The sequence below is a fragment of the Ruegeria sp. CE12 genome (assembly GCF_056537525.1).
Window position 1 is genome coordinate 323,445 of record NZ_JBQFRS010000003.1, and the last position, 26,603, is coordinate 350,047.

Consider the following 26,603-nt stretch of genomic DNA (forward strand, 5'->3'; position numbering starts at 1 on the left):
CATAGAACGCCGCCCCAAACCGGGCGGCGTCTCGCTTTGGAACCTTACGCTGCCTGAGGGCGCAGTACTTCCTGTACAATCGATTCCGCCACCTCGTGCGGACTGACCGATTCAGCCTGCGCACGGGTCAGAATTCGATCCATCGTACGTTCCAAAGCCTGTAATCTGAGATCGACAAAGGCCTGACGTTCCGCAACCTGCAGGATCTCGGTCGCGACGTTTACGATGCCGCCACCGTTCGCAACAAAGTCCGGAGCATAGAGGATACCGCAGTCATGCAGTCGCTGCGCATCAGCATCCGTGGCCAATTGATTGTTCGCCCCCCCCGCAACGGCAGAAACCTTGAGTAACGGGATGCTGTTCTCGTTCAGAATGCCTCCAATCGCGCAGGGTGCAAATATGTCGGCCTCTACTGAATAAATCACATCGGTCTCGACCACCTTCGCCGAAAACTGATCTGCTGCCCGAGCACATTGCTGCCGGTCAATATCGGCTACAACCAACTCAGCACCGCCTTCGTGAAGCAGGTGGCACAAATGCCAGCCGACATTGCCCAAACCCTGAACCGAGACAGTTTTACCTTTCAGCCCAGCCGTTCCAAATCGATGGCGTGCAACAACGCGGATCGCATTGAAAATGCCCCTAGCGGTGATCGGAGACGGATCCCCGCTGGCAAAATCACCCTCTGCCAGACCGGCGACGTACCGGGTTTCAGACCCGATATGCGCCATGTCGGCAGGCGTCATGCCCATATCCTCGGCAGTCCAGTATTGACCATCCAGATGCTGAACGACGCGGCCAAAGGCTTTCATCAATTCAGGGGACTTTTCTGCCGCAGGATCACCTATGATAACTGCCTTACCACCCCCAAGCGGAAGGTCAGCGGCAGCGTTCTTGAATGTCATACCGCGTGAAAGTCTCAGCGCGTCATTCAATGCCTCAGTCGGATGCCCATAGGGTCGCATTCGTACGCCACCAGCGGCTGGCCCCAATTGCGTTGAGTGGATCGCAACATAGCCCAGCAATCCGTGTGCCGTATCTTTGAATTCAACCACGCGCTCGTGCCCTGGCGCGTCAATTGGGTGGATTTCCATTATCTACCTCCGGAATGACAAAGCGATTCTGGCACGTTTTGCCTAGAGATTTTCGCCAATGGGCACTGCTGGCTTGCGCAATTTTAGTGCTTTACTCTACAATCCGTATCTCAGATGGAGTATTTCACCATGGATCAGATAGATATAAAGATCATTCGCGCGCTGCAAAAGGATGGGCGAATGACGATCATCGATCTGGCCGAACATGTCGGACTGTCTGCAACACCTTGTGCGCGGCGCCTCGAAAGGCTTCAGCGAGACGGCGTGATCACGGGATATGCCGCGCAGGTAAACGCAGAATTGCTTGGATTTGGCGTCACGGTTTTTGTTTCGGTCGAACTGGAAAAACAGGACCGGAACGCCATTGATGCATTCGAGAAAGCCATTCGCCGCTGTGATGAAGTCATGGAGTGTTATCTTATGACCGGATCCCGCGACATATTGCTGCGAGTTGTTGTACAAGACCTGAATGCATTCGATGCATTCCTGGAAAACAGGCTGATGAAAATTCCGGGAATTCGAAATCTGCGGTCCAATTTCGCTCTGCGCACCATGGTCAAACGGGATGTGTTGCCCTTGTCGATTGGATAATCCTCTGGACCTCGGTGCCGTGCCCTCCTAGGTTTCGCCAGAATGAACGGAGGGGATCATGGCAGTCGGTACGAACATCCGAACCTATTTCGAAGGTCAGTGGCATGATGGGGACGCCCCGATCATGCGTGCAGCCGATCACGGTTCCTGGCTTGGGTCATCTGTGTTTGACGGCGCACGTTACTTTGAAGGGATGGCTCCTGATCTTGCAGCCCATTGTGAACGTGTCAATCGCTCGGCCGAGGCGCTGATGCTTTCGCCGAATGTCGCCACCGAACAGATGGCAGAGATCGTAAAAGAAGGCCTGGAAAGCTACGCTCCGGATGCCGCCGTTTATATCCGTCCGATGTACTGGGGGATCGACGGGGATGCGACTGCGATCGTCCCTCAGGAGGACAGCACGGGTTTTGCGATCTGTCTCGAAGAAATTCCGATGGCAGCGGAAACTGCCTCAGCCACGCTGACTTCGACCCGATTTCGACGTCCGATTTTGGAATCCGCAGTCGTTAATGCCAAGGCCGGATGCCTTTATCCCAACAATGCGCGGATGCTGAAAGAAGCCCGGTCCAAAGGGTTTTCAAACGCACTGGTAACTGACGCAATGGGCCATGTCGCTGAAACCGCCACCGCGAATATCTTCATGGTACGTGATGGCGAGGTTTTCACGCCGACACCCAACGGCACTTTCCTCGCTGGAATCACCCGTGCCCGCCACATAGACAACCTGCGACAGGACGGCGTAACCGTGCACGAAACCATTCTGAGTTTCGAAGATTTTCATGACGCGGATGAGGTGTTCATGTCAGGTAATATGAACAAGGTTACACCTGTGACTGCACTGGACGATACGCAGTACCAGATTGGCCCTATCGCCCGCCGCGCGCGTGCGCTTTATTGGGACTGGGCCGCAAGCAACCGCTAGCGCGTTGCCTCTGTTTGTTCGAGTTGCCAGCAGGCAAATGCTCGGGCATGATCCCTGAAAACAAAGAGGATATTCATGCGCAAGTTCCTGGTCGTACTTGATGACAGTCGCGAGTGTCTGAACGCGATGCGTTTTGCCGCGATGCGTGCAGCGCATACTGGCGGTGGCGTCACTGTCCTGTCCGTTATTCCACCAGATGAGTTCAATCACTGGATCGGTGTCGCTGAAGTCATGCGTGAAGAAGCGCGCGAACGTATTCACGCACATTTCGAGGTATTCGCGAAATGGATGCGTGACAAACAGGGTGTTGAACCCGAACTCGCCATTCGCGAGGGCGAACCGGTGCCACAAATCATCGAACATGTTCGTGACGATCCGGAAATTGGTGTGCTTGTTCTGGGTGCCGGTACAGACAAAAAGGGCCCCGGCCCGCTTGTTACTCAGCTGTCACGCAACGCAGGCAGCCTGCCAATTCCGATCACGATCGTCCCCGGTGATTTGAGCAAAGAGAAACTGGAAGAAATTACCTGAGGCAGGCTAATGGCAAGGCAAATTCAGTTCTGGTTCGAATTTGCCTCGACCTATTCCTATCTCAGCGCAATGCGGATCGAGCGAGCCGCAGCAGCAAAGGGTGTGGTTGTCGAATGGCAACCATTTCTGCTGGGTCCGATCTTCGCAGAACAAGGCTGGGACAACTCTCCGTTCAACATCTATCCCGCCAAGGGCCGCTATATGTGGCGCGATATGGAACGGCTTTGTACTGAGCGCGGGCTACCCTTCGCGCGGCCTGCCAGGTTCCCTCAGAATGGCCTGAAAGCAGCGCGTTTGGTATTAGCCATCGAAGCACCCAATCAAAAGGCCGCGTTTGTTCGCGCCGTTTATTCTGCAGAGTTTGGTTCGGGGCGCGACATTTCGGATGAATCTGTGCTGGCCGAGTGCCTGCAAACAGCGAATTTATCTACTGAAATGCTTGATAAGGCCAGCGACCCCAGCATCAAGTCAGCCTTGATTGAACAGGTGGCAACGGCAAAGTTGCACGACATCTTCGGGGCACCCAGCTTTCTGGTCAGAGAAGAGTTGTTCTGGGGTGATGACAGATTGGATGCAGCTATTTCTTACGCCGCCCAAATTTAGAACGGTTCCAAATCTTGACTTCCCGGGCCCCTACCCGCATATCTGGAGCAACTGAAACGGAGCTCCGCCATGTTCATCCAGACCGAATCCACACCGAACCCGGCAACATTGAAATTCCTGCCCGGCCAGGCTGTTCTGGACGCTGGAACAGCAGATTTTCCCAACGCCGAAGCTGCTGAAAAGTCGCCGCTGGCCAAACGCATCTTTGCCGTAAGCGGTGTAACCGGTGTGTTCTTTGGCAATGATTTCGTGACCGTGACCAAGTCGGATGATGTCCAGTGGGATCACATCAAACCGGCTGTTCTGGGCGCTGTTATGGAACATTATCAGTCCGGTCAGCCTGTCATGGGCGCCGAAGCTGTCACCGAATCCGGCCACGCTGAGCACTTTGGTGAAGATGCAGAAATCGTGAACCAGATCAAAGATCTGCTGGACAGCCGTGTGCGTCCGGCCGTTGCTCAGGACGGCGGAGACATCACGTTCCATGGGTTCGACCGGGGCGTTGTATATCTGCACATGCAAGGGGCCTGCGCAGGTTGCCCGTCATCGACTCTGACCCTGAAAATGGGCATCGAGAACCTGCTGCGCCACTACATCCCCGAAGTGACCGAGGTTCGCCCTGTTGCCGTCTGAACCAACAATACTGGCATTTGATACATCGGCCGCGCATTGCGCGGCCGCTTTGCTGCGCGGGGGTGAAATCGCGGTATCAAAGGCCGAATCCATGACCCGCGGACAAGCTGAGCGGCTGATGCCTCTGCTTGAAGAGGTTCTGGCAGAAGCGGATTGCGCCTGGCAGGATCTGGATGCGATCGGGGTTGGCGTAGGCCCTGGCAATTTTACTGGCATACGAATTTCGGTCTCAGCGGCACGGGGTCTCGCACTAGGTCTTGCGATACCTGCAGTTGGCGTTTCGGGGTTTGAAGCGTTGACAGATCTTGCACCCGATGGCGAGATTCCCGTCATCGTTGCTCCGCGAGATCAGGTGTACGTGCAACTTCCAGGGTCTTCACCGCAACTGAAGTCTCGGGATGAGGCAGAATCACTTGGGCCTCTTTTCAATTGTTCTGAGCCCGTATCTCATGCATCGGCTATCGCCCGCATTGCCGCGCAACGTTGGGCAACAATTAAAGAACCACCCGCACCGCTCTACATACGGCCGGCTGACGCCGCACCATCCAGAGATGTGCCACCCGTACTGTTAGACGGATGACACCTCAGGGCCTGGCATCGACTCACGCTGCGGCATTCACCCAATCCCGCCCATGGACAGAGGATGAGTTCTCCGATCTTCTGACCAATCGTTTCACCCATGTTGTTGGAAACGAACAGTCTTTTGCTTTGTTTCAGGTCATCGCTGGAGAAGCTGAGTTGCTGACACTTGCGACTCACCCGGCGTATCAACGGCTAGGGCTGGGTCGGCGCTGCATGGAGAACTGGCACGACAAAGCCATCGAACTGGGTGCCACCCGCGCGTTTCTGGACGTAGCGGAAGACAATCATCCCGCCTTTGAGTTGTACCAAAGTTGCAATTATCGCCCCTGTGGACGGCGCAAAGGCTACTATTTGCGGAAAAACGATAAAAATGCGGACGCAATCGTAATGGAACGCAGCTTGCCCTAGCGGTAGATGCAATTTTTTCGACCATATGGTCAAAATTCAGTTGACCCCGCCTGTTGCAAACGGCCTTAATTCCCGCCATCACAACGGTTATGCTCGCTCTGAGTGGGTAAACGGGGCTATCTTGGCACCGAACCGACAAAAACCAACGGGAGTAACATATGACCCTGATGAAATCTTTGATGGGCGCAGCCGCTGCGGTTGCACTGACAGCTGGCGCAGCTCTGGCCGAGCCCGCGCTGATCTTTGACCTGGGCGGTAAATTCGACAAGTCGTTCAACGAAGCGGCACATAATGGCGCGCAGCGTTGGGCCGACGAAACCGGCGGCACCTACCGCGAGATCGAGCTTCAGTCCGAAGCTCAGCGCGAACAGGCTCTGCGCCGTTTTGCCGAAGCGGGCGCAAACCCGATCATCACCATGGGTTTCGCGATGGCAGATCCGCTGTCCGCAGTAGCCGGCGACTACCCCGACACCAAGTTCGTCGCGGTTGACGTAACCTGGCTGGACGCGCCGAACATCCGTCAGATCGGCTTTGCCGAGCATGAAGGCTCGTATCTGGTCGGCATGATGGCCGCGATGGCCTCCCAATCGGGCACCGTGGGTTTCATCGGCGGCATGGACATTCCGCTGATCCGTCACTTCGGTTGCGGTTATGCGCAGGGTGCCAAGGCTGTGAACCCTGATATCAACGTTGTCGCCAACATGACCGGCACAACTCCTGCGGCCTGGAACGATCCGGTTAAAGGCTCGGAACTGACCAAAGCCCAGATCAGCCAAGGTGCAGACGTGATCTATGCCGCTGCGGGTGGCACAGGCGTTGGTGTTCTGCAGACCGCAGCTGACGAAGGTATCCTGTCGATCGGCGTGGACAGCAACCAGAACCACCTGCACCCGGGCAAGGTTCTGACCTCGATGCTGAAACGCGTCGACGTTGCTGTTTATGACGCAATGAGCGGCGGCGAAGACCTGGAAACCGGCGTATTTGCTATGGGTCTGGCCGAAGAAGGTGTTGGTGTCGCAATGGACGACAACAACGCGGCACTGGTCAACGACGACATGAAAGCCGCAGTTGACAAGGCACGTCAGGACATCATCGACGGCAACGTCGCGGTTGTCAGCTACTACGAGAACGACAGCTGCCCAGCACTGCAGTTCTGATATCGCGCGGGACGGGGATACCCCCGTCCCGCATCCACTCTGCCGCTGTTCGCGCACTGCAGTTATGGTGTCACAGCGGCCTTTTCGGCAATTGAGGACAAGACATGACCGTCCCCGCCATTGAGCTCAAAGGGATATCCAAAGCCTTTGGGCCGGTTCAGGCCAACAAAGACATTTCCATCAGCGTCGCCCCCGGTACGATCCATGGGATCATCGGTGAAAACGGTGCGGGCAAATCCACGTTGATGAGCATTCTCTACGGCTTTTACAAAGCCGACAAAGGTGAAATCTGGATCAATGGTCAAAAGACCGACATCCCCGACAGCCAGGCTGCAATAGCCGCAGGTATCGGCATGGTTTTCCAGCACTTCAAGCTGGTTGAGAATTTCACCGTTCTGGAAAACATCGTTCTGGGTGCAGAGGACGGCGGCCTGCTAGGGCCGTCTCTGACCAAAGCGCGCAAAGAACTGAAAGAGCTTGAGGAAGAGTACGAACTCTTCGTCGATCCGGACAAACGCATTGATGAAATCGGCGTGGGCGCACAGCAGCGGGTCGAAATCCTCAAAGCGCTTTACCGCCGGGCCGAGATTCTGATTCTTGATGAACCAACCGGTGTTCTGACCCCGGCCGAGGCGGATCAGCTGTTCCGCATCCTAGATCGCTTACGGCAAGAGGGTAAAACTATCATCCTGATCACGCATAAACTGCGCGAGATCATGGAAGCCACAGATACCGTATCGGTCATGCGGCGCGGACAAATGACAGCGACGGTCAAAACCTCGGAAACCAATCCCGAGGAACTGGCCGAGCTAATGGTAGGTCGCAAGGTTCTGCTGCAGGTGGACAAGGTTCCCGCACAGCCTGGCAAACCGATATTGGAAATCGAAAACCTGCGTGTCAGCGACGAGGCCGGTGTCGAACGCGTCAAAGGCATCAATCTGAACGTTCGCGCGGGTGAGATCGTCGGCATTGCCGGTGTGGCCGGCAATGGTCAATCCGAACTGCTGGAAGTTCTGGGCGGAATGCGCCCTGGTCACGGGACCATCAAGCTGAACGGCACTCCGCTTGCCCTCAGCGGGCCGGGATCTGATGGTCAGGCCCGCCGCGCGCAGCATATCGCGCACGTTCCCGAAGACCGTCAGCGCGAGGGTCTGATCATGGATTTCCACGCCTGGGAGAACGTGGCCTTCGGCTATCACCGTGATCCGGCCTACAAGCGCGGGATTTTCATGGATAACGCTGCTCTGCGTGCCGATACCGAACGCAAGATTGAGAAGTTTGACGTGCGCCCGCCAAATGGATGGCTGGCGGCCAAAAACTTCTCGGGCGGTAACCAGCAAAAAATCGTGGTTGCACGAGAAATCGAGCGTAATCCTGACCTGCTGCTGGTGGGGCAACCAACGCGTGGCGTAGATATTGGCGCGATCGAGTTCATTCACAAGCAAATCGTTGCCCTGCGTGATCAGGGAAAAGCGATCCTGCTGGTGTCGGTCGAATTGGAAGAGATATTCTCACTTTCCGACCGGATCGCAGTGATGTTTGACGGACATATCATGGGCGAACGCCTGCCTCATGAAACAGATGAAAAAGAACTGGGCCTGTTGATGGCCGGTGTTGCGGGGGAGGCCGCGTAACATGGATAAAATGCCCAAATGGGCTGATGTCGTTCTGATCCCGTTGATCAGTCTGATATTGGCAGCAATCCTGTCGGCGCTGGTCATCCTCGCCATCGGAGAAAATCCGGTCGAGGCGGTGAACCTGATGGTCACCGGCGCACTGGGGTCGACCTATGGTTGGGGTTATACCCTCTACTACGCCACCAACTTCATGTTCACGGGTTTGGCGGTAGCCGTCGCGTTTCACGCACGCCTGTTCAACATCGGTGGTGAAGGTCAGGCAATGTTAGGTGGTCTCGGCGTGGCCATGGTCTGTCTGTATATCCCATGGCCTCACTGGAGTATCGCATTGCTTGCTGCTTGCGCCGGCTCAATGCTCTTTGGTGCCGCCTGGGCTGCGATCCCTGCCTATTTGCAGGCCAAACGCGGCAGCCACATCGTGATCACCACGATCATGTTCAACTTCATCGCAGCAGCCTTCCTGAACTATATGCTGGTCAATGTGATGCGCCCGCAAGGTTCGATGGACCCGGCAACTGCACGGTTCCCCGAAGCGGTCCATCTGCCAACCTTCCAATCTATGTTCTCGACCGCTGAGAATGTGGTCTTCCGGGGTGCTCCTGCCAACATCTCGTTCTTCGTGGCAATTCTTGCCTGCGTCGTTGTCTGGGCGCTGATCTGGCGTACGCGATTGGGTTATGAAATTCGTGCCTATGGTCATTCAGAAACCGGTGCGGTTTATGCAGGTATTTCTCCTGTACGGATCACCATTATTGCGATGCTGATCTCCGGTGCGCTTGCAGGAATGATGGCGATCAACAACGTCATGGGTGAAGCGGAACGGCTGGTTCTGAATTCCACTGAAGGAGCCGGATTTATAGGTATCGCCGTGGCGCTGATGGGCCGTTCTCATCCCTTTGGCGTGTTCCTGGCCGCGATCCTGTTCGGGTTCCTCTATCAGGGCGGGGCTGAGCTTGCTCTCTGGACATCGATTCCGCGCGAGTTGATCGTTGTGATCCAGGCGCTTGTAATCCTGTTCACCGGAGCGCTGGACAACATGGTACGCATGCCGCTTGAAAAGCTGTTCCTAAGTCTGCGGAAGGGGGCCGAGTGATGGAGTTCTTCATTACACTCATCCAGGTTCTGGATTCCACAATCCGTCTGGCCACTCCGCTGTTGCTTGCCTGTCTGGCGGGTCTCTATTCCGAGCGCGCGGGCATTTTTGACATCGGCCTTGAAGGCAAGATGCTGATGGCTGCATTCTTTTCAGCTGCAATCGCGGCTGTAACAGGATCGGTCTGGCTCGGATTACTGGCCGGGATTGTTTCGTCACTGGTTTTGTCGGGATTGCACGGTTTGGCGTCGATCACCTTCCGGGGAAATCAGCTCATCTCGGGGGTTGCGATCAATTTCCTTGCGGCTGGCATGACAGTCCTTGTGGCGCAAAGCTGGTTCCAACAAGGCGGGCGCACGCCATCCCTGTTTGACGGCGGTCGCTTTTCACCGATCGAGTTTCCCTTTGCCGACGCGTTGAGCGGTGTCCCGATCATCGGCCCGATCTATTCCGAGCTGCTGTCAGGCCATTCGATTCTGGTCTATGTCGCGTTTCTGATGGTTCCGGCCACATGGTGGGTGCTTTTCCGTACCCGCTTTGGCCTGCGCCTGCGTGCGGTAGGTGAAAACCCGGCCGCTGTTGATACGGCAGGCGTATCGGTCGTTGGGTTGCGCTATGCCGCCGTTGCGATCTGCGGCGTGCTTTGTGGTATCGCCGGAGCTTACCTTGCCACAGCGTTGCAAGCGGGTTTCGTGAAGGACATGACGGCAGGCCGTGGCTTTATCGCACTTGCCGCATTGATCTTTGCGAAATGGCGGCCTTGGCACGCGATGTGGGCCTGTTTGCTGTTCGGATTGCTTCAGGCCATCGCCCTGCGGTTCCAGAACATTGATCTGGGTGGCATCGTCATACCGGTTCAAGTCATGGATGCCCTGCCATACATCCTGACGGTTGTGATCCTGGCAGGTTTTGTCGGCAAGGCAGTTCCGCCCCGTGCAGGTGGCGAACCATACGTCAAGGAACGCTGATAAGGCCAGTTCAGAACAGAACTTCAGTCCTGTTCGCTGCAAAGCGGCATGCAGAGTTGATTTTGCATGCCGCAACCGCTCTAAAGGGATATGCATGTGTCCCGCCCTATAGCGGAGGTTTCCACGGCCCTTGAACTTTTGACGAGGGTCTCTGCCGCAACCCGTATTGGGCCCGATCACGTTCACAGACCAATTTCGTTAACCGAACCGGGGGCCAGTCATTATGCGCGTCGTTCAGGGCACATCCGGTTTCTATCTTGGACTGACAAGCAAACTGCGAGCGTTTTGCCACATGTCACCTGATCTTTACGATACAGGTGTTTGTGTCGCGTTGCGCCGCTCAGCCAGGCTCGTCTAGAAAACAACATGCAAATATATCTCCCGATAGCCGAAGTCTCCGTAAACGCCTTTCTGTTGTTTGGCCTTGGCGGAATGGTGGGAATTCTGTCCGGTATGTTCGGCGTGGGTGGCGGGTTTCTGATGACCCCCCTGCTGTTCTTTATCGGCATCCCACCTGCCGTCGCTGTTGCGACCGAAGCCAACCAGATTGTCGCCTCGTCCTTTTCAGGTGTGCTCGCACATTTTCGACGAAAGACGGTCGATCTCAGGATGGGTACGGTCCTGTTGATCGGGGGATTGACGGGCGCCGCGCTTGGTGTCGTGGTGTTCAACTATCTCAAAAGCCTTGGACAGGTCGATCTGCTGGTCAAGCTTTGTTATGTGGTGTTCTTGGGCATCATCGGCAGCCTGATGTTCATCGAAAGCCTGAACGCCCTGCGCAAATCCCGCAGAGCGGACGCCTCGCCACCTAAAAGACGACAGCGAGGTTGGATTCATGCGATGCCGTTCAAGATGCGCTTCCGCACTTCGGGCCTTTATATCTCGATCATTCCACCGCTGGTCGTCGGCCTGTTTGTCGGTGTTCTGTCTGCCATCATGGGTGTTGGCGGCGGCTTCATCATGGTGCCCGCAATGATCTATCTGTTGGGGATGCCGACCAAAGTGGTTGTCGGAACGTCGCTGTTCCAGATCATCTTTGTGACCGCATTCACCACCATGCTTCATGCTACAACGAACTATACGGTTGATGTCGTGCTTGCAGTCCTGCTGCTGGTTGGTGGCGTCGTCGGAGCACAAATCGGCACCGTCATCGGCGCGCGTATGCCTGCGGAACAGTTGCGGGTCCTTCTGGCCGCACTGGTACTGGTGGTTTGCGGCAAGCTGGCATTGGATCTATTGCTGCAACCGTCCGAGCTGTTTTCGCTCGGCGATGGCGGAGGGCACTGACATGTATCGCCTGATTGCCGCCTTTTGCCTGATCTGCCTTCCCGCTTTTGCCTCGGAAGAACAAGTTGTACTGGGTCTTAGCCAGGATCGCGTCGCTATCACAGCCAACTTTGATGGTTCGGAAATCCTGATTTTTGGCGCCGTCAAACGCGAAGCCCCGATTCCAGCGGGACCGCCACTGGAAGTTATCGTCTCGGTCGTAGGTCCTTCAAAACCCGTCACGGTCAGACGCAAAGAAAAGAAATTCGGGATTTGGGTGAATGTTGACAGCGTACTGGTCGATTCCGCACCCAGTTTCTACGCGGTTGCGACCAGTGCTCCGTTCGATGACATCATTACCGACACCGAAGACCTTCGGTATCGGATTTCAATCGAACGTGCGATCCGGTCGGTCGGAGCAGCGATGCATATCCGAGGTGCACAGGAATTTGCAGACGCCGTAATTCGGATCCGCGAAGCAGAGGATCTGTATTCGATCCGTGAGAACACCGTTGCCGTCGATCAACAGACCCTGTTTCGTACGTCGATCGAAATGCCTGCAGACCTGACCGAAGGGGACTATGTCGCACGTATCTTTCTGACGCGAGGCGGTGAGGTCGTATCGCAGCTCGAAACAACCATCGATGTGCGCAAGGTGGGGCTGGAACGGTTCCTCTACAACATGTCCCGTGAGCAGCCCATTTGGTACGGGCTGATGTCACTGGTCATTGCGATTGCCGCAGGTTGGGGCGCATCGACGGCATTCCGGATGCTGCGGGAAAACTGACGGTCATCCCCTGCCAATGTAAGGCATGGTCGTTGCCATAACGGTCATGAACTGCACATTTGCTTCGGCTGGCAGGTTTGCCATGTGCAGAACCGATTTGGCGGCATCTGCGACGGCCATGGTCGGATCGGGTTCATTCCCCTCCGCGATGGCTGCATCGACCAGCCCCTGCACCATCGGTGTGCGAGCGTTGCCGATATCGATCTGACCACAGGCAATCCCCAGCTCGCGACCATCCAATGACAGGCTGCGGGTCAATCCCGTTATCGCGTGTTTGGTCGCCGTGTAATGTACCGAGTTCGGGCGCGGCACATGCGCGGCGATTGAACCGTTGTTGATGATCCGCCCGCCCTGCGGCGACTGGTTGCGCATCGTTTTGAAGGCTTCGCGAGCGCACAGGAACATGCCGTTCAGGTTCACGTTTACGGTCTGATACCAGGCATCCAGGGCGATCTTATCTATCTTACCGCCCGGTGCAAATACACCTGCATTGTTGAAAAGCACATCCAGACGATCTGTGTGTTCCGCAAATGTCTGAAATGCCCCGGTGACCGCATCCGGGTCAGTCACATCCGCGACCAATGGAATCGCATTCGAATGTGCCTTGGCCATCTCATTCAGCGTATCCGCACCGCGGGCGAGGATGCCAACTGTCCACCCCTGTTCCAGAAACAGCTCTGCCGTCGCGCGACCAATACCAGAGCTGGCGCCGGTTACGATGATCGATTTCATGTTTCTTCAGCCTCCAATGTCAAAGACGCCGCAGGGATTGCACGCAGATCGTCCACACGTAGCGGATGCGTTGGCTTTGACAATCGGTTGCGAACCACCCAGATCAATCGCTCTTGCGCGCGTGTGATCGCGACATAGGCAAGGCGCTTCCACAGGGGTTGGCCAGCCTCGGTCCGGCCCATACGGGCAGCAGCGTAGATGTCCGGGGCAAAGACCTGAACGGTATCCCACTGTGAACCCTGTGCCTTGTGGATAGTGACCGCAGCGCCGTGCAGAAAGGTTGCACCCATGCGGGCAGCATATGGAATGAAAGGTTCTTCCTCGTCCGGCTTTTCAATCTGAACGATGGAAGCGGCACTGACCTGAGGATCCTCAGCCCCCATCACATGCAAGCGTGAAAAACCCGGTTTGCGCCCGGGGCCGAGATATATGACCTGAGCGCCCTTGATCAGCCCGCGCGCTTCTAGATCCAGCCGTTTCTTTCGGTGTTTCAGAGGCAGCTCGATGCCATCGCAAATCAGGGGCTCACCTTCCAATAACTCGGTTTCCGGCGCATGGTGAACTTGTCGGAAGGCCTGTATCAACCGAATACGCGTTGCATTGCGCCATACGAGCACCGGGCTGCGCGCCATCAGGTCCACCTCGACCCGCTGTCCCCAGACAACGCGATCGTCTTTACGCGCAGTTTCTTCAATCAGACACTCAAAATCCTCGAACCCCATCGCAGGATCTGCCAACGCATGAGCCAGATCCAGAATGGGGTTGTCAGCATCTTGCCGATGTACCCGATGCAAAGTCAGCTTTCGTGGTTCGGGCAAGCCCTCGAACACCATTGAACCTGACTGATTCACCGGTGCCAACTGGGCCGGGTCACCAAACAGCAACAGGGTCGGAAAGATCTCCTGAAGATCCTCGAACTGACGGTCATCCAGCATCGATGCTTCGTCGACAAACCCGATATCCAACGGTTCATCCCGGCGCTTCCAACCGGTGATGAAATCAGACCCGCGCAGACCTGCTGCCGCGAGGGCACCCGGAATCGATTTGTTGTTTTGATAAAACGCTGCAGCACGGTCGAGGGCTTCATCTGTCAGCCCCTCAATCTCGGGCCTTTCATCGTTGCCCGCCAGCCATTCAGCGATGCGTTCGTATTCCGGATCATAAACCGGTGTGTAAAGGATACGGTGAATAGTCGTCGCCGGTACGCCGCGCAGTCGCAGAACACTCGCCGCCTTGTTGGTAGGGGCCAGGATGGCAAGGCTGCGTTTATCATGGGACTTACGGCTTTCGAAATCTCCGGAAACCAGATTAACACCTGTCTCGGCCAAGGCTTTGTAGAGTTCGGCCAGCAAAAGCGTTTTGCCCGACCCAGCCTTGCCGATCACCGCCATGACACCCGATTTACCGGTGCCGGGCAGCTTGAGCAGCGCATCGTCTTCAAGGTCGACACCTGCTGTTCGCAGCATCTCAGCGATACTGTCAAATGCGGCGGCCTGATCTTCGGAAAAGGTAACTTGGGGCAAGGACATGGCGCGACCCTACAGGGCCACGCCACCCTCCACCAGATGTGGATTTTGTTTTCTCAGAAATCAGGCAGACAGCGCGAAACGATGCTGCGTTGCACTGCCAAATGCTGTCTTGAACCACAGCCGGGACAGCTCACGCGGAATGCCCGCCCGCTCTGCCACGCGATTGCAATCGTCAGCAGAGTATGGCCACAAGCCAACCGATATCTGATCCCGTCCCTTTCCTTCGGAACCCAATACAGTTGGGGACGACCCTATAAGCCGGTAAATCCGGATCATGCGGGCGTCGAACACACCTGCGATGTGGGTCAACCCAAAGCCTTCCATCACCTCACCACCGCTCAGCATAATCGCGCCAGCGGTGTGCGGGCTGGCTGTACGAGACAGGCAAAACCGCGTCACTTCCCAAATAAGCGGACTTCGTATCGGACTGCCACCGGTCAGGTGCCCGAAAACCTCGTTGATCATAACGGGTCCGGTGGTCGGCAGAATGCGCATCGACCCACCATGACTGCCATCAGGCTCTTCCCAGATGACATAGATCGGGTTCAGTTCATCATACTGATCCCGCTCTTCCCCCTTTTCGTTAATTTTGACGTCCCAACCCAATCGGGTTTTGAACTGATCGGCGCGATCCCGAAACATTCCCTCGGCCAGTTTTGGATATTTGTGCAGCTCATCGGCATACAGATAGCGCAGCATGACTTGTTCCCCTTGTCGTCCAGTGCTGGAACGAAGGGGGTACAAACTCGTGGTTAATATTCGGTTCGACGACCGGGCGTTGCTTAAACCACTATTAATCCTCGACTTAGCGCCGTCGCGATTGCGTGCGTGGTATTCAAAGCACCCAGCTTTGACCGGGCGCTCTCGATGTAAACACGCAATGTATGCTCTGAGATCGAGAGCGAATGCGCGACTTGAGCCCGGCTGTAGCCCAGCGCCAGAAGCGTCATCGCATCAACCTCGCGCGGAGAAAGACCACGTGCCGCATCGGGTTGCCGGTCACGCTCAAACTCCAGTGCCTTTCGATTGAAATAGTGGGCAATAAGGATCAGTTCGCGCCCATAGGTGGTGACGAATTCCTCCCACTGGACGTCATTGCAAGTGTGATTGACGGTAAACAGCGCAAATTGGCCATTTGGACCTCGCAAGGGGATTGAATATCCCTGATTTCCGACACCGTGGTCCAGAGCGTCCTGTAGAAAAGCTTTGGCAACCTTGCTAGACCAATCGAGCTTTTTCCAGTCAACAGGATGAAAACGCTGAAAGCAGCCTAAGATGACCGGGTCGATTCTGTGGTAGTTTCTTTCACGATAACGTTCGGCCCATGCGTCGGGATAGGTTGTGTAACCGTATTGGTCGCCCGCGCCATCAACCCAGTGATAGATAATATGCTCGATTTCGAGCCGGTCTCGCAGTCGAATGGCGACCTGACTTAACTCATCAAGCGTGCTGGTGTTTTCCAAATCTTCGGGGATCTGGCTTAAATCGAATTTTGTTCCCATTCGCGGGCGCTGATGCCTCATCGTTCAGGGACGCGATCTCGGCCGCCGCAATCAACCGTGTATCATCAAGCTGCTCGGCAAGTGCGCTCAACCCGTTGGCAACAGCGAAAGCGTTGAGGTCCGACAGGACGTCCAATATCCACTCATTTTGCGCCATCAGGGTCTCCCCGAAATAGTTAACGAAGGGTTAACACAACCATAGCATGTAGAAGTTTTTTTTGCCTATTCACTGCTTTCTACTCCCCAAAAATAGTGAGGGTGAACTAGTTAAATCATTGTAAAATAATATCATATTTCAAAAACAGAAACACCTGCGAGCCGCAAAAGCGATTCGCAGGTGTCTATACTTAAGATTGTACTTATTAGCCGCGTGCTTCCAGAACTTCTTCCAGAGTACGCATACCTGTACGCGGAGCCTGAACCAGTACCGACATGTTGCCCGGCTTGTGTTCGTTACGCATCATCTTCATGTGCGCTTCGGGCAGGTCCTGCCAGGTGAACACTTCGGACATGCAAGGGTCCAGACGGCGCTCAACCATCAGCTGGTTTGCGGCCGAAGCTTGCTTGAGATGCGCAAAGTGCGAACCCTGCAGGCGCTTCTGGTGCATCCACATGTAGCGCACGTCAAAGGTCAGGTTATAGCCGGTGGTACCTGCACAGATCACGACCATGCCGCCTTTTTTGACGACAAAGGTAGATACCGGGAAGGTGCTTTCGCCCGGGTGCTCGAACACCATGTCAACGTTAACGCCCTTGCCGGTGATGTCCCAGATGGCCTTGCCGAATTTGCGGGCCTCTTTGAACCACTCTGCATATTCCGGCGTGTTCACTGTGGGCAGCTGACCCCAGCAGTTGAAGTCCTTGCGGTTCAGAACGCCCTTGGCACCCAGACCCATGACAAAGTCACGCTTGCTTTCATCCGAGATCACGCCGATCGCGTTTGCACCCGCGGTGTTGATCAGCTGGATCGCATAAGAACCCAGACCACCCGATGCGCCCCATACCAGAACGTTCTGGCCCGGCTTCAGGTCATGCGGCTCGTGGCCAAACAGCATACGATATGCGGTTGCCAGCGTCAGCGTGTAGCAGGCGCTTTCTTCCCAGGTCAGATGCTTGGGACGCGGCATCAATTGCTGAGCCTGAACGTTGGTGAACTGCGCGAACGAACCGTCGGGTGTTTCATAGCCCCAGATCCGCTGGCTGTCCGAATACATCGGGTCGCCGCCGTTGCAGGCTTCGTCGTCACCATCATCCTGGTTGCAGTGGATTACGACCTCGTCGCCGACTTTCCAGCGCTTGACCTTGTCACCAACGGCCCAGACGATGCCCGAAGCATCCGAACCTGCGATGTGGAAAGGCTGACCATGGCCGTCAAACGGGCTGATCGGCTTACCCAGCGATGCCCATACGCCGTTGTAGTTCACACCGGCCGCCATAACGAGAACCAGAACTTCATGGCTGTCCAGCTTAGGCACGTCCACGACTTCGAGCTGCATGGCCGTATCTGGCTCACCATGACGCTCTTTCCGAATGGCCCAAGCGTACATTTGTTTCGGGACATATCCCATCGGGGGGATTTCACCCATCTCATAGAGGTCTTTTTCCGGTGCCTCGTACGACGCTATGCCGCTGTCGGTGTCCAGAGCCATGTTGGCCTCCTTTAATCATTTCTTTTGCCGCGACGCAGAATCGCGGCCTCAGAAGATGGAATATTGGCCACAAAGCAATAATGCAATAGTTTTTGGATCAAATTTGTAATTTTATGACCCTGCAGTTGCAGAATATTCTTTCGCTATCGCAGCATACGCCTCATTCTTTTCCAAAGCAGCCGACGCAGCATAGTAGTTCATGAGATTCAATCGCTCGACAGAGGGTTTCAAATTCCCGCTTTCGCGACAAAGGATTCTGCGTTCAACCAGTTGATCGATCGCCTCCGTAATCGCGACAGAATCGGTTTCACGCATTCCACCCTCACTTCGCATAAGATCACTGATCCGGGCCTTCACCTGATCTTCTGGAATGGGCCCTTCCTCGCGAACAATCCAGCAGGCCGCAGGTGCGGGCACGATGGGGATCGCTTGTCCAATGCGCTTCATCAGTTCCCGCGCCAGATCGGTCATCAAGTCGCGGCTTTCGCATTCACGAAAATCGTGGAGTGAAATTGGCATGCCGTAACGAACCGAAGCGATCCCAAAGCGTTTGTAGCGGCCGATCAGACGGCGCCAGATCTGCTTCAGGCTCCAACGTGTGATCACTCCGATTCTGGCACGGAACCGTCGTTCGGAATTCTCAGCAGCGGCTGTCAGAATGGTGTCTTCCAGAACCCGGTCATAATTGAGCGCAACAGGAACGAAAACCACGTCACGACCTTCGGGCGTTGTACCGTCGATGATATACTTCAGTAGTCCCAGCTTCGGTCGGCCTGGCGCGCCCGTCAAACTCAGACCACCTTCGGGAAACATCGCCTGAGTCACACCTGCTTCCGTGGCAAGGCGAACATAGCTGGCCAGAACCTGACGATAGAGGTCGCTGCCGGATTTGCGCCGAATGAAGTATGCACCCATAGCCCGGATCAGGCGACTGAGCGGCCAGACCCTCGCCCATTCGCCAACGGCATAGGACAATGCAGATTGCTGCGCCGCCAGATAGGTCACCAGCACATAATCCATATTGCTGCGGTGGTTCATTACGAAGACCACCGTCGCTTGGGGATCGATTTCCTTCAGCGCATTTTCATCTTCATAGCTAAGTCGAACGTTATAAAAGGCGTTGCTCAGCAAACGCGCAACGCGAATGGCAAAGCTGAAGTAGGTAAAAGCCGAGAACGAAGGGACGATCTCTCGCGCGTATCTACGGGCCTGTTCGTATGCAACCCCTTCGGGAATGTCCGTTTCATGCGCATGGACCTGCGCCGCTTTAGCGACCTGCGGATCATAGATCAGACGCTGAATCATGTCATGCCGCCGCGCAAGTTTGAACGGCTGAATTGGCCGCTGCAGGCGTTCATTCAGCCGGGCCACAGCCCTTTCAAGCCGACGACGAAAAAACCAGCGCACCGATGGAAACAAGAAATGCGAGGCAAAAGTGACCGCAGCAAAAACCACGATCAGCACAAACAGCCAAAGCGGAAGTTCCACGGTCTGAGTCATGAGGGGCACACTGCCATCAAACGCGATTGCTCACAATCTCAAGAAACTCGCACATGCCGCAACGCAGCGAATTGACATATCCCAAAAATTGCGATTTAGAACCTGTGTACGTAATTTTGTTACCCACCCAGATGCGAGGCTCAAATTATGACTCAGATGCAGAAAGATCGCCCCTGGCTCATCCGAACATATGCTGGCCACTCTACCGCCAAAGCCTCGAACCAGTTGTACCGTGCCAATCTGGCCAAAGGTCAGACCGGCCTGTCCGTAGCTTTCGATCTGCCCACACAGACCGGCTATGACAGCGATCATACGCTCGCGCGCGGTGAAGTGGGTAAAGTTGGCGTGCCCGTCTGCCATCTGGGAGACATGCGGGTTCTGTTCGATCAGATTCCGCTTGAGCAAATGAATACCTCGATGACGATCAACGCCACAGCCCCTTGGTTAATGGCACTTTATATCGCTGTGGCCGAAGAGCAGGGGGCTGATGTCGCCAAACTGCAGGGCACGGTGCAGAATGATCTGATCAAGGAATATCTCAGCCGCGGCACATATGTCTGCCCGCCAAAACCATCGTTGAAGATGATCGCTGATGTGGCTGAGTACTGCTACACGAATGTACCTAAATGGAACCCGATGAATGTGTGTTCCTATCACCTGCAAGAGGCGGGCGCGACGCCCGAGCAGGAACTGGCATATGCGCTGGCCACCGCGATTGCAGTTCTGGATGAGTTGCGACCAAGGGTTCCAGCTAAAGACTTCCCTGCTCTGTGCGGCCGCATTTCGTTTTTTGTGAATGCCGGTATCCGTTTTGTTACCGAGATGTGCAAAATGCGGGCATTCGTCGATCTTTGGGATGAGATTCTGCAACAGCGATATGGTGTCGAAGACCCCAAGTTCCGCCGATTCCGTTACGGTGTTCAGGTCAACTCGCTGGGCCTGACCGAACAGCAGCCGGAAAACAACGTCTATCGCATCCTGATCGAGATGCTGGCCGTGACACTGTCCAAGAAAGCACGCGCCCGCGCAGTGCAGTTGCCAGCGTGGAACGAAGCCCTTGGCCTGCCCCGCCCATGGGATCAGCAATGGTCAATGCGCATGCAACAGATCTTGGCCTATGAAACAGATCTTCTTGAATATGGCGACCTGTTCGACGGTAATCCGGTGGTCGATGCGAAAGTCGAGGAGTTGAAGGACGGCGCTCGTGCTGAGTTGGCCAATCTGGACTCGATGGGCGGTGCCGTTGCTTCGATCGAATACATGAAGTCGCGTTTGGTCGATTCCAATGCCGAACGACTCAATCGTATTGAGCGCAACGAAACCGTCGTGGTCGGCGTGAACAAGTGGACCGAAGGTGAGCCATCACCACTACAAACCGAAGATGGCGGCATCATGGTGGTCGACCCCGCGGTTGAACAGGAACAGATCGCCCGTCTGAACGAATGGCGGTCAGAGCGTGACGATGCCGCTGTCGCAGCGGCCCTAAACGCGCTGCGCGAAGCCGCGCAATCCGGCGCAAATGTCATGGGGCCTTCGATCGCTGCAGCCAAGGCTGGTGTAACCACCGGCGAATGGGCCGAGGAAATGCGTAAAGTCTACGGCACCTATCGCGGCCCGACTGGCGTATCAGGATCTGTCTCGAACAAAACCGAAGGTCTGGATGACCTGCGCGCAGCCGTTGATGCGGTCAGCGACAAACTGGGACGCAGACTGAAATTCCTCGTGGGCAAACCCGGTCTGGACGGACATTCCAACGGGGCCGAGCAAATCGCATTCCGCGCGCGCGATTGTGGAATGGACATCAGCTATGAAGGTATCCGACTGACCCCGGAAGAGATCGTGACCGCGGCAGTTGAAGACAACGCACACGTCATCGGTCTTTCGATCCTGTCCGGCAGCCACCTGCCGCTGGTTGAAGATGTCATGAAACGTCTGCGTGAAGCAGGGTTAGATAATATCCCGGTTGTCGTTGGTGGCATTATCCCTGACGAGGATGCTGAAAAATTGAAGTCGATGGGTGTATCCAAAATCTACACGCCCAAAAACTTTGAATTAAACGCAATCATGGGCGATATCGTTACTTTGGTAGATCCGCAATCGCTCGCTGCTGAATAGAGGCGGCAAATACCGTCAAATTCCCCGTATCTATTCCATATCTGAAAAGGAATAGATAAAGACGATGAATGGAATTAACGTGGGCGACTGTGTCCACGAATAATATATGTCGTACGGAGAAGAATGATGGGGATCAATCTTGAAAAAATGTCACGCAAGGAATTGCTGGAATTGCGTGACCAAGTTGAAAAAGCACTAAAAGGTGCTGAAATTCGCGAACGTCAGGAAGCTTTAAAAGCAGCTGAAAAGGCAGCTGCGGAATTCGGCTTCTCGCTTTCCGAGCTTTCGGCCGACGCTCTGCGGTCGTCAAAAGGTACGAAAGCCAAGCCGAAATACAGAAATCCTGCTGATCCGGCACAAACCTGGACTGGTCGCGGCCGCAAACCGCAATGGGTTCACGACGCGCTGAAAGCGGGTGCTGATATTTCCGATCTGGAAATCTGAACGGAGCTTTGGCCTCGAAATGACAATTCATATTGGCGCAGAAAAAGGTGATATTGCAGAAACCGTTCTTTTGCCCGGCGATCCATATCGTGCGAAGTGGGCGGCTGAAACGTTTCTGAGCGAAGTGCGGCAGGTTAATGACGTACGCGGGATGCTTGGGTTTACAGGAACCTGGAACGGCAATCCCGTCACCATCCAAGGAAGCGGCATGGGGATGCCGTCTCTATCGATATACGTCAACGAACTGATCCGCGACTATGGCGCTAAAACTTTGATCCGGATTGGGTCTTGCGGTGGAATGCAGGACAGCGTGAACGTACGCGATGTGATTTTGGCGATGACCTCGACAACGCTCAGCACACCGTCGCGTGGCATCATGAAAGAACTAAATTTCGCACCCTGCGCCGACTGGGGACTGCTGCAGGCAGCAGCCAAAGCGGCTGAAGCAAAGGGAACACCCACTCATGTAGGTGGCATCTATTCTTCGGATGTCTTCTATGACGAACGACCAGATCTGAACGAACAGATGGTTCGCCATGGCATTCTTGGTGTCGAAATGGAAGCTGCAGAGCTTTACATTCTGGCTGCACGCCACAAGTGTCGAGCGCTGGCGGTTCTGACCGTGTCAGATCATTTGTTGACCGGCGAGGCGCTGCCTTCATCTGAACGCGAACGCAGCTTTGGCGACATGGTGGAAATCGCCCTCCAGGCTGCGTTTCCCGGAACTGCATAAAACGTGATGAACAAGGGCACGGTTCGTAGACTGCGCCCTTGCTTCAATCGTACATCACCGTCCGTGGGACCGATCATACCCATTTCTGGCAGGGCTTTCCCAGCCCGCCAGTGCGTCCTCGTCAGGGGCAAAAACTTCGACCAGTAATGGATAACAGGCGGCAACGTCCGACGAATGCTCGGATGAACAATCCCCGCCAGGGCAAGCGCTGAGATTACCCAACAGATCGATCTCGGCAAAAAACTCCAGATAGTCCCCGGGTCGGACCGGCGAAGCCTTCATGAAATACTGGCCCGTATCCCGTGTGAAACCTGTACACATAAAGACGTTGAGTACATCGTGCACTGCAGGCTCTGCCTCGGCCAATGAAATGCCCAGATGATCCGCCAGAGCCCGCGTCAGGTTAGAATGGCAGCAATGATGGTACTGTGAGCCAGATAGCAGATTCCCGGTATAGGGATCACAGCGTGTACCAATGACATCATGAACCGAGCCGCCATATTCATCGATTCCATACCAGCCAAGCGTATCGTCTATGATCGTCGCCATCGGGCGCATATGTGGAAAGCTTGACCACATCCGCTCGCCAGTCGTCAGATGCGTTCCATGAAGCGCCCGGGTCTTACCAGAATAGAACCGTTCGGACAGGTCCTGGCGGTTCCAGAGGTTCAGATCGCCAACCTGCGGACCTTCGACAGATGTTATCCGGAAGAAATGTCCGGCGGGCACTTCAAAACACTTCGCGTCTCTCGCCGGCACAAGCACCTCATCGGTCTTTTGCGCATTCATTCTGGCACGGCGATACAAGTCCAGAATTGGTTTAGGCAAACCTTCATTTGGATAACAAATAACCGGGACGATGGCGCGACGGGCGTCCGCATCTGAGGGGGGCAAAGCCATTCTCTCACCTTCCTGCAATTTCGCGCAGATTGGCGTAGTTTCTGACTTCTGGAAACCCTGTTACGGATTGAAGTGTCAGGTATTTACTGCTGACCCTTTAGGCAGCTGGTCGGTTCGGCGTCTGAATGGGAAACTGCACCGCAATAGGCACACATCCATGAACCTTCTTTTCTGTGCTGCCGCCATCGGCAGTCGCGCGTCAAAGAAGACGTGCGGGACCGCCAGAAAAAAAAAGCAAAAACGCCAGCAGCGAGCAAAAGCAGAAGTAATGGCATCCTTCTGCTTTGCTGATTACCGCCCGGATTTCAAGCTCGGTGTTAAGTAGTTCAGCTAATCTGCTTTAGGCAGCGTTTGCGTATTCGAACAACTCGGGTTCCTGCTCAGCATTCGGAGCTACCGGCTCCGGCGTGTAATAAGCCCATGCCTGTTCCAGCAATTCCAGAGCTTCTTCAGCGTCGAATTTGGGTTTTTTGTTTTGAATGCTCATCGGAGTGATCCTATCTCGATCTCGTCACTCCTCCCTGACACGAACATATGCCGTCTCGGGGAAAGTCGCAGCATACAAGTTTGCAACTGCGTGTTGCACCTGCCGCAATGCGGCAAGTGCAAATCCTAAAAGGAACGTCAGACGGTACGTTCCACCATCATCTTTTTGATCTCAGCGATCGCCTTAGCCGGGTTCAACCCTTTCGGGCAGGTCTTGGCGCAGTTCATGATGGTGTGGCAGCGGTAGAGTTTGAACGGATCTTCCAACTCATCCAAACGCTCACCCGTTGCTTCATCGCGCGAGTCGATGATCCAGCGATAGGCATGGAGCAATGCTGCCGGGCCAAGATACCGGTCGCCGTTCCACCAATAGCTCGGGCACGAAGTCGAGCAGCTGGCGCACATCACACATTCATAGAGACCATCCAGCTTCTTGCGGTCCTCGATAGACTGCTTCCACTCTTTCGCGGGGCGATTGGTCTTGGTTTCCAACCACGGCATGATCGAAGCGTGCTGGGCATAGAAATGGTTCAGATCAGGGATCAGGTCCTTGACCACCGGCATATGCGGCAGCGGGTAAATCTTTACGTCGCCCTTGATCTCATCCATGCCATAGATACAGGCCAGCGTGTTGATCCCGTCGATATTCATCGCACAGGACCCGCAAATGCCTTCGCGGCAGGACCGGCGGAATGTCAGCGTTGGGTCGATCTCATTCTTGATCTTGATCAGCGCATCCAGAACCATCGGGCCGCATTCGTCCATGTCGACAAAATAGGTGTCGACGCGCGGGTTCTGTCCGTCATCCGGGTTCCAGCGGTAAATCTGGAACTTGCGGACATTGGTCGCGCCTTCCGGCTTGGGCCAGGTTTTGCCCGTGGTGATGCGCGAATTCTTCGGGAGGGTCAGTTGTACCATGGGTTCCTCTCCTTAGAAGGTCCGCGCCTTGGGCGCGATTTTCTTGAGGCTGATGCCGCCTTCGTCCTCGGTGGTCAACGGGTTGACGATGACCGGACGATAACTCAGCTCAACGTTATTGCCGTCAACATGGCTGATCGTGTGCACACGCCAGTTTTCGTCATCACGCTCGGTGAAATCCTCATGCGCATGTGCGCCCCGCGATTCCTTGCGGGCCTCAGCACCGACAATCGTGGCCAGAGCGTTGGGCATCAGGTTGGTCAGTTCCAGCGTTTCCATCAGATCGCTGTTCCAGATCAGGCTGCGGTCCGAAACCTTGAGGTCGTCCATCTTGGCAGCAATCGCGGTCATCTTCTTGACGCCATCGGCCATGGTTTCGGCAGTCCGGAAGACCGCAGCGTCAGCCTGCATGGTCTTCTGCATCTCAAGACGCAGCTCGGCAGTTGGGATGGACCCGCTTGCATTTCTGATCGCGTCAAAGCGGTCAAAAGCGTGATCAACCGACGCTTGGTTCAGAACTGGATTTGCTGCTTCGGCATCCACGACCTTGCCGGCCCGAATGGCTGCTGCGCGTCCGAAGACCACCAGGTCGATCAATGAGTTCGAACCCAGGCGGTTCGCGCCATGAACCGAGGCACAACCAGCCTCGCCCACGGCCATCAATCCGGGCACGATGGCGGTCGGATCATCCGCAGTAGGGTTCAGCACTTCGCCCCAATAGTTCGTGGGAATACCGCCCATGTTATAGTGCACGGTCGGCAATACCGGGATCGGTTCCTTGGTTACGTCCACACCTGCAAAAATCTTGGCCGACTCTGAGATGCCCGGCAAACGCTCATGCAGCGCTTCGGCGGGAAGGTGGCTCAGGTTCAGGTGGATGTGATCGCCATCCTTACCAACGCCCCTGCCCTCACGGATCTCCATGGTCATCGAGCGCGAGACATAATCGCGTGGCGCAAGGTCTTTGTACTGAGGCGCATAGCGCTCCATGAACCGTTCGCCTTCTGAGTTGGTCAGGTATCCACCCTCGCCACGTGCACCTTCGGTGATCAGGCAGCCAGAGCCATAGATGCCGGTCGGGTGGAACTGAACGAATTCCATATCCTGCAGGGCCAGCCCGGCCCGAGCGACCATGCCACCACCGTCACCGGTGCATGTATGGGCCGATGTCGCGCTGAAATACGCACGGCCATAACCGCCGGTCGCCAGTACAACCATCTTGGCGTTGAAGACATGCATCGTGCCGTCGTCCAGCTTCCAGCAGACAACACCCTGACACTGCCCGTCTTCAGACATGATCAGGTCGATGGCAAAGTACTCGATGTAGAACTCGGCATTGTTCTTCAGCGACTGGCCATACAGTGTATGCAGGATCGCGTGACCGGTGCGGTCAGCGGCAGCACATGTCCGCTGCACAGCGGGGCCTTCGCCAAATTCAGTGGTGTGTCCACCGAACGGTCGCTGATAGATCTTACCTTCCTCGGTCCGCGAGAACGGAACGCCATAGTGTTCCAGTTCATAAACAGCCTTGGGCGCGTGACGTGCGAGATATTCCATCGCATCGGTATCGCCCAGCCAGTCCGAGCCCTTGACCGTGTCATACATATGCCACTGCCAGTTATCCGGCCCCATGTTCGACAAGGATGCCGCGATACCACCCTGAGCGGCCACGGTATGCGAACGGGTTGGGAAAACCTTGGTCACACAGGCAGTGCGAAGTCCCTGTTCAGCCATACCCAGCGTTGCGCGCAGGCCAGCTCCGCCGGCTCCAACAACCACGACGTCATATTCGTGGATTTCGTATTCGTATGTTGTCATCTTAC

Annotated in this window: 28 protein-coding genes; 17 read left to right on the plus strand and 11 right to left on the minus strand. The window is 55.5% G+C overall.

What is annotated here, in order from left to right:
- Positions 1–44: 44 nt before the first annotated feature.
- Positions 45–1,094 carry a Glu/Leu/Phe/Val family dehydrogenase gene (locus ACR0IO_RS10275; RefSeq protein WP_480741389.1) on the minus strand — a complete coding sequence of 350 codons (1,050 nt, stop codon included), beginning with the start codon at positions 1,092–1,094 and terminating at the stop codon, positions 45–47.
- Positions 1,095–1,223: 129 nt separating this feature from the next.
- Here ACR0IO_RS10275 and ACR0IO_RS10280 point away from each other — a divergent pair, with 129 nt between their 5' ends.
- The 13 genes from ACR0IO_RS10280 (at position 1,224) to ACR0IO_RS10340 (ending at position 12,272) form a co-directional block, all read left to right on the plus strand.
- Positions 1,224–1,685 carry an Lrp/AsnC family transcriptional regulator gene (locus tag ACR0IO_RS10280; protein ID WP_480741391.1) on the plus strand — a complete coding sequence of 154 codons (462 nt, stop codon included), beginning with the start codon at positions 1,224–1,226 and terminating at the stop codon, positions 1,683–1,685.
- A gap of 58 nt (positions 1,686–1,743) precedes the next feature.
- Positions 1,744–2,607, plus strand: a complete 864-nt coding sequence (locus ACR0IO_RS10285) for a branched-chain amino acid aminotransferase (protein WP_480741393.1) — start codon at positions 1,744–1,746, stop codon at positions 2,605–2,607.
- A gap of 75 nt (positions 2,608–2,682) precedes the next feature.
- On the plus strand, positions 2,683–3,138 hold the full coding sequence (locus ACR0IO_RS10290) for a universal stress protein (protein ID WP_155149905.1): 456 nt from the start codon (positions 2,683–2,685) through the stop codon (positions 3,136–3,138).
- 9 nt (positions 3,139–3,147) lie between these two features.
- Positions 3,148–3,741 (plus strand): DsbA family protein, encoded by a 594-nt coding sequence (locus ACR0IO_RS10295; RefSeq protein ID WP_480741397.1) that lies wholly within the window; start codon positions 3,148–3,150, stop codon positions 3,739–3,741.
- 69 nt (positions 3,742–3,810) lie between these two features.
- Positions 3,811–4,374 (plus strand): NifU family protein, encoded by a 564-nt coding sequence (locus ACR0IO_RS10300; protein ID WP_155149901.1) that lies wholly within the window; start codon positions 3,811–3,813, stop codon positions 4,372–4,374.
- Positions 4,364–4,954, plus strand: a complete 591-nt coding sequence (tsaB, locus tag ACR0IO_RS10305) for a tRNA (adenosine(37)-N6)-threonylcarbamoyltransferase complex dimerization subunit type 1 TsaB (protein WP_480741399.1) — start codon at positions 4,364–4,366, stop codon at positions 4,952–4,954. Before ACR0IO_RS10300 ends, tsaB begins: the two co-directional genes overlap by 11 nt.
- Complete coding sequence (locus tag ACR0IO_RS10310; RefSeq protein ID WP_480741400.1) at positions 4,951–5,364, plus strand: GNAT family N-acetyltransferase; 414 nt, start codon at positions 4,951–4,953, stop codon at positions 5,362–5,364. Before tsaB ends, ACR0IO_RS10310 begins: the two co-directional genes overlap by 4 nt.
- A 158-nt stretch (positions 5,365–5,522) precedes the next feature.
- Positions 5,523–6,521, plus strand: a complete 999-nt coding sequence (locus ACR0IO_RS10315) for a BMP family lipoprotein (protein WP_170332340.1) — start codon at positions 5,523–5,525, stop codon at positions 6,519–6,521.
- Between the two features lie 104 nt (positions 6,522–6,625).
- Positions 6,626–8,155: an ABC transporter ATP-binding protein gene (locus ACR0IO_RS10320; protein WP_170332342.1), complete on the plus strand. Its 1,530-nt coding sequence runs from the start codon at positions 6,626–6,628 to the stop codon at positions 8,153–8,155.
- 1 nt (position 8,156) lies between these two features.
- A complete protein-coding gene (locus tag ACR0IO_RS10325; protein WP_155149893.1) occupies positions 8,157–9,251 on the plus strand; it encodes an ABC transporter permease in 1,095 nt (364 codons plus the stop codon).
- Positions 9,251–10,219, plus strand: coding sequence for an ABC transporter permease (locus ACR0IO_RS10330; RefSeq protein WP_480741405.1), 969 nt, complete (start codon positions 9,251–9,253; stop codon positions 10,217–10,219). The genes ACR0IO_RS10325 and ACR0IO_RS10330 overlap by 1 nt, the downstream gene beginning before the upstream one ends.
- 366 nt (positions 10,220–10,585) lie before the next feature.
- A complete protein-coding gene (locus ACR0IO_RS10335) occupies positions 10,586–11,506 on the plus strand; it encodes a sulfite exporter TauE/SafE family protein (RefSeq protein ID WP_480741408.1) in 921 nt (306 codons plus the stop codon).
- Between the two features lies 1 nt (position 11,507).
- Positions 11,508–12,272 carry a TIGR02186 family protein gene (locus ACR0IO_RS10340; protein ID WP_209016362.1) on the plus strand — a complete coding sequence of 255 codons (765 nt, stop codon included), beginning with the start codon at positions 11,508–11,510 and terminating at the stop codon, positions 12,270–12,272.
- A gap of 3 nt (positions 12,273–12,275) precedes the next feature.
- Here ACR0IO_RS10340 and ACR0IO_RS10345 read toward each other — a convergent pair whose 3' ends face one another.
- From ACR0IO_RS10345 to ACR0IO_RS10370, 6 genes are all read right to left on the minus strand, one after another.
- Positions 12,276–13,004 carry an SDR family oxidoreductase gene (locus tag ACR0IO_RS10345; RefSeq protein WP_480741410.1) on the minus strand — a complete coding sequence of 243 codons (729 nt, stop codon included), beginning with the start codon at positions 13,002–13,004 and terminating at the stop codon, positions 12,276–12,278.
- Positions 13,001–14,533, minus strand: coding sequence for an ATP-dependent DNA helicase (locus ACR0IO_RS10350; protein ID WP_480741412.1), 1,533 nt, complete (start codon positions 14,531–14,533; stop codon positions 13,001–13,003). Before ACR0IO_RS10350 ends, ACR0IO_RS10345 begins: the two co-directional genes overlap by 4 nt.
- A 60-nt stretch (positions 14,534–14,593) precedes the next feature.
- A complete protein-coding gene (locus ACR0IO_RS10355; protein ID WP_480741415.1) occupies positions 14,594–15,232 on the minus strand; it encodes an acyl-homoserine-lactone synthase in 639 nt (212 codons plus the stop codon).
- A gap of 83 nt (positions 15,233–15,315) precedes the next feature.
- On the minus strand, positions 15,316–16,035 hold the full coding sequence (locus ACR0IO_RS10360; protein WP_155149879.1) for a LuxR family transcriptional regulator: 720 nt from the start codon (positions 16,033–16,035) through the stop codon (positions 15,316–15,318).
- A 362-nt stretch (positions 16,036–16,397) separates the two neighbouring features.
- A complete protein-coding gene (gene ccrA, locus ACR0IO_RS10365; RefSeq protein ID WP_155149875.1) occupies positions 16,398–17,684 on the minus strand; it encodes a crotonyl-CoA carboxylase/reductase in 1,287 nt (428 codons plus the stop codon).
- A gap of 111 nt (positions 17,685–17,795) precedes the next feature.
- On the minus strand, positions 17,796–19,184 hold the full coding sequence (locus ACR0IO_RS10370; protein WP_480741419.1) for a 1-acyl-sn-glycerol-3-phosphate acyltransferase: 1,389 nt from the start codon (positions 19,182–19,184) through the stop codon (positions 17,796–17,798).
- Positions 19,185–19,331: 147 nt separating this feature from the next.
- Here ACR0IO_RS10370 and ACR0IO_RS10375 point away from each other — a divergent pair, with 147 nt between their 5' ends.
- The 3 genes from ACR0IO_RS10375 to deoD all read left to right on the plus strand — a co-directional run bounded on the left by ACR0IO_RS10375 (position 19,332) and on the right by deoD (position 22,476).
- Positions 19,332–21,299 carry a protein meaA gene (locus ACR0IO_RS10375; RefSeq protein ID WP_480741422.1) on the plus strand — a complete coding sequence of 656 codons (1,968 nt, stop codon included), beginning with the start codon at positions 19,332–19,334 and terminating at the stop codon, positions 21,297–21,299.
- Positions 21,300–21,425: 126 nt separating this feature from the next.
- Positions 21,426–21,743 (plus strand): H-NS histone family protein, encoded by a 318-nt coding sequence (locus tag ACR0IO_RS10380; RefSeq protein ID WP_155150518.1) that lies wholly within the window; start codon positions 21,426–21,428, stop codon positions 21,741–21,743.
- A gap of 19 nt (positions 21,744–21,762) precedes the next feature.
- Positions 21,763–22,476, plus strand: coding sequence for a purine-nucleoside phosphorylase (gene deoD, locus ACR0IO_RS10385; protein WP_480741428.1), 714 nt, complete (start codon positions 21,763–21,765; stop codon positions 22,474–22,476).
- A gap of 54 nt (positions 22,477–22,530) precedes the next feature.
- Here the strand turns inward: deoD and ACR0IO_RS10390 are convergent, their stop codons facing one another.
- Entirely contained in the window at positions 22,531–23,376 is an 846-nt protein-coding gene (locus ACR0IO_RS10390) for an urea carboxylase-associated family protein (protein ID WP_480741430.1), read from the minus strand.
- Positions 23,377–23,533: 157 nt separating this feature from the next.
- Here ACR0IO_RS10390 and ACR0IO_RS10395 point away from each other — a divergent pair, with 157 nt between their 5' ends.
- Entirely contained in the window at positions 23,534–23,701 is a 168-nt protein-coding gene (locus tag ACR0IO_RS10395) for a hypothetical protein (protein WP_480741431.1), read from the plus strand.
- A 15-nt stretch (positions 23,702–23,716) separates the two neighbouring features.
- On the opposite strand, the gene ACR0IO_RS10400 is transcribed toward ACR0IO_RS10395, so the two are convergent.
- The 3 genes from ACR0IO_RS10400 to sdhA all read right to left on the minus strand — a co-directional run bounded on the left by ACR0IO_RS10400 (position 23,717) and on the right by sdhA (position 26,598).
- Positions 23,717–23,863 (minus strand): hypothetical protein, encoded by a 147-nt coding sequence (locus tag ACR0IO_RS10400; protein ID WP_480741432.1) that lies wholly within the window; start codon positions 23,861–23,863, stop codon positions 23,717–23,719.
- Between the two features lie 137 nt (positions 23,864–24,000).
- Entirely contained in the window at positions 24,001–24,780 is a 780-nt protein-coding gene (locus ACR0IO_RS10405; RefSeq protein WP_155149866.1) for a succinate dehydrogenase iron-sulfur subunit, read from the minus strand.
- Positions 24,781–24,792: 12 nt separating this feature from the next.
- Positions 24,793–26,598: a succinate dehydrogenase flavoprotein subunit gene (gene sdhA / locus ACR0IO_RS10410; RefSeq protein WP_480741435.1), complete on the minus strand. Its 1,806-nt coding sequence runs from the start codon at positions 26,596–26,598 to the stop codon at positions 24,793–24,795.
- Positions 26,599–26,603: the final 5 nt, after the last annotated feature.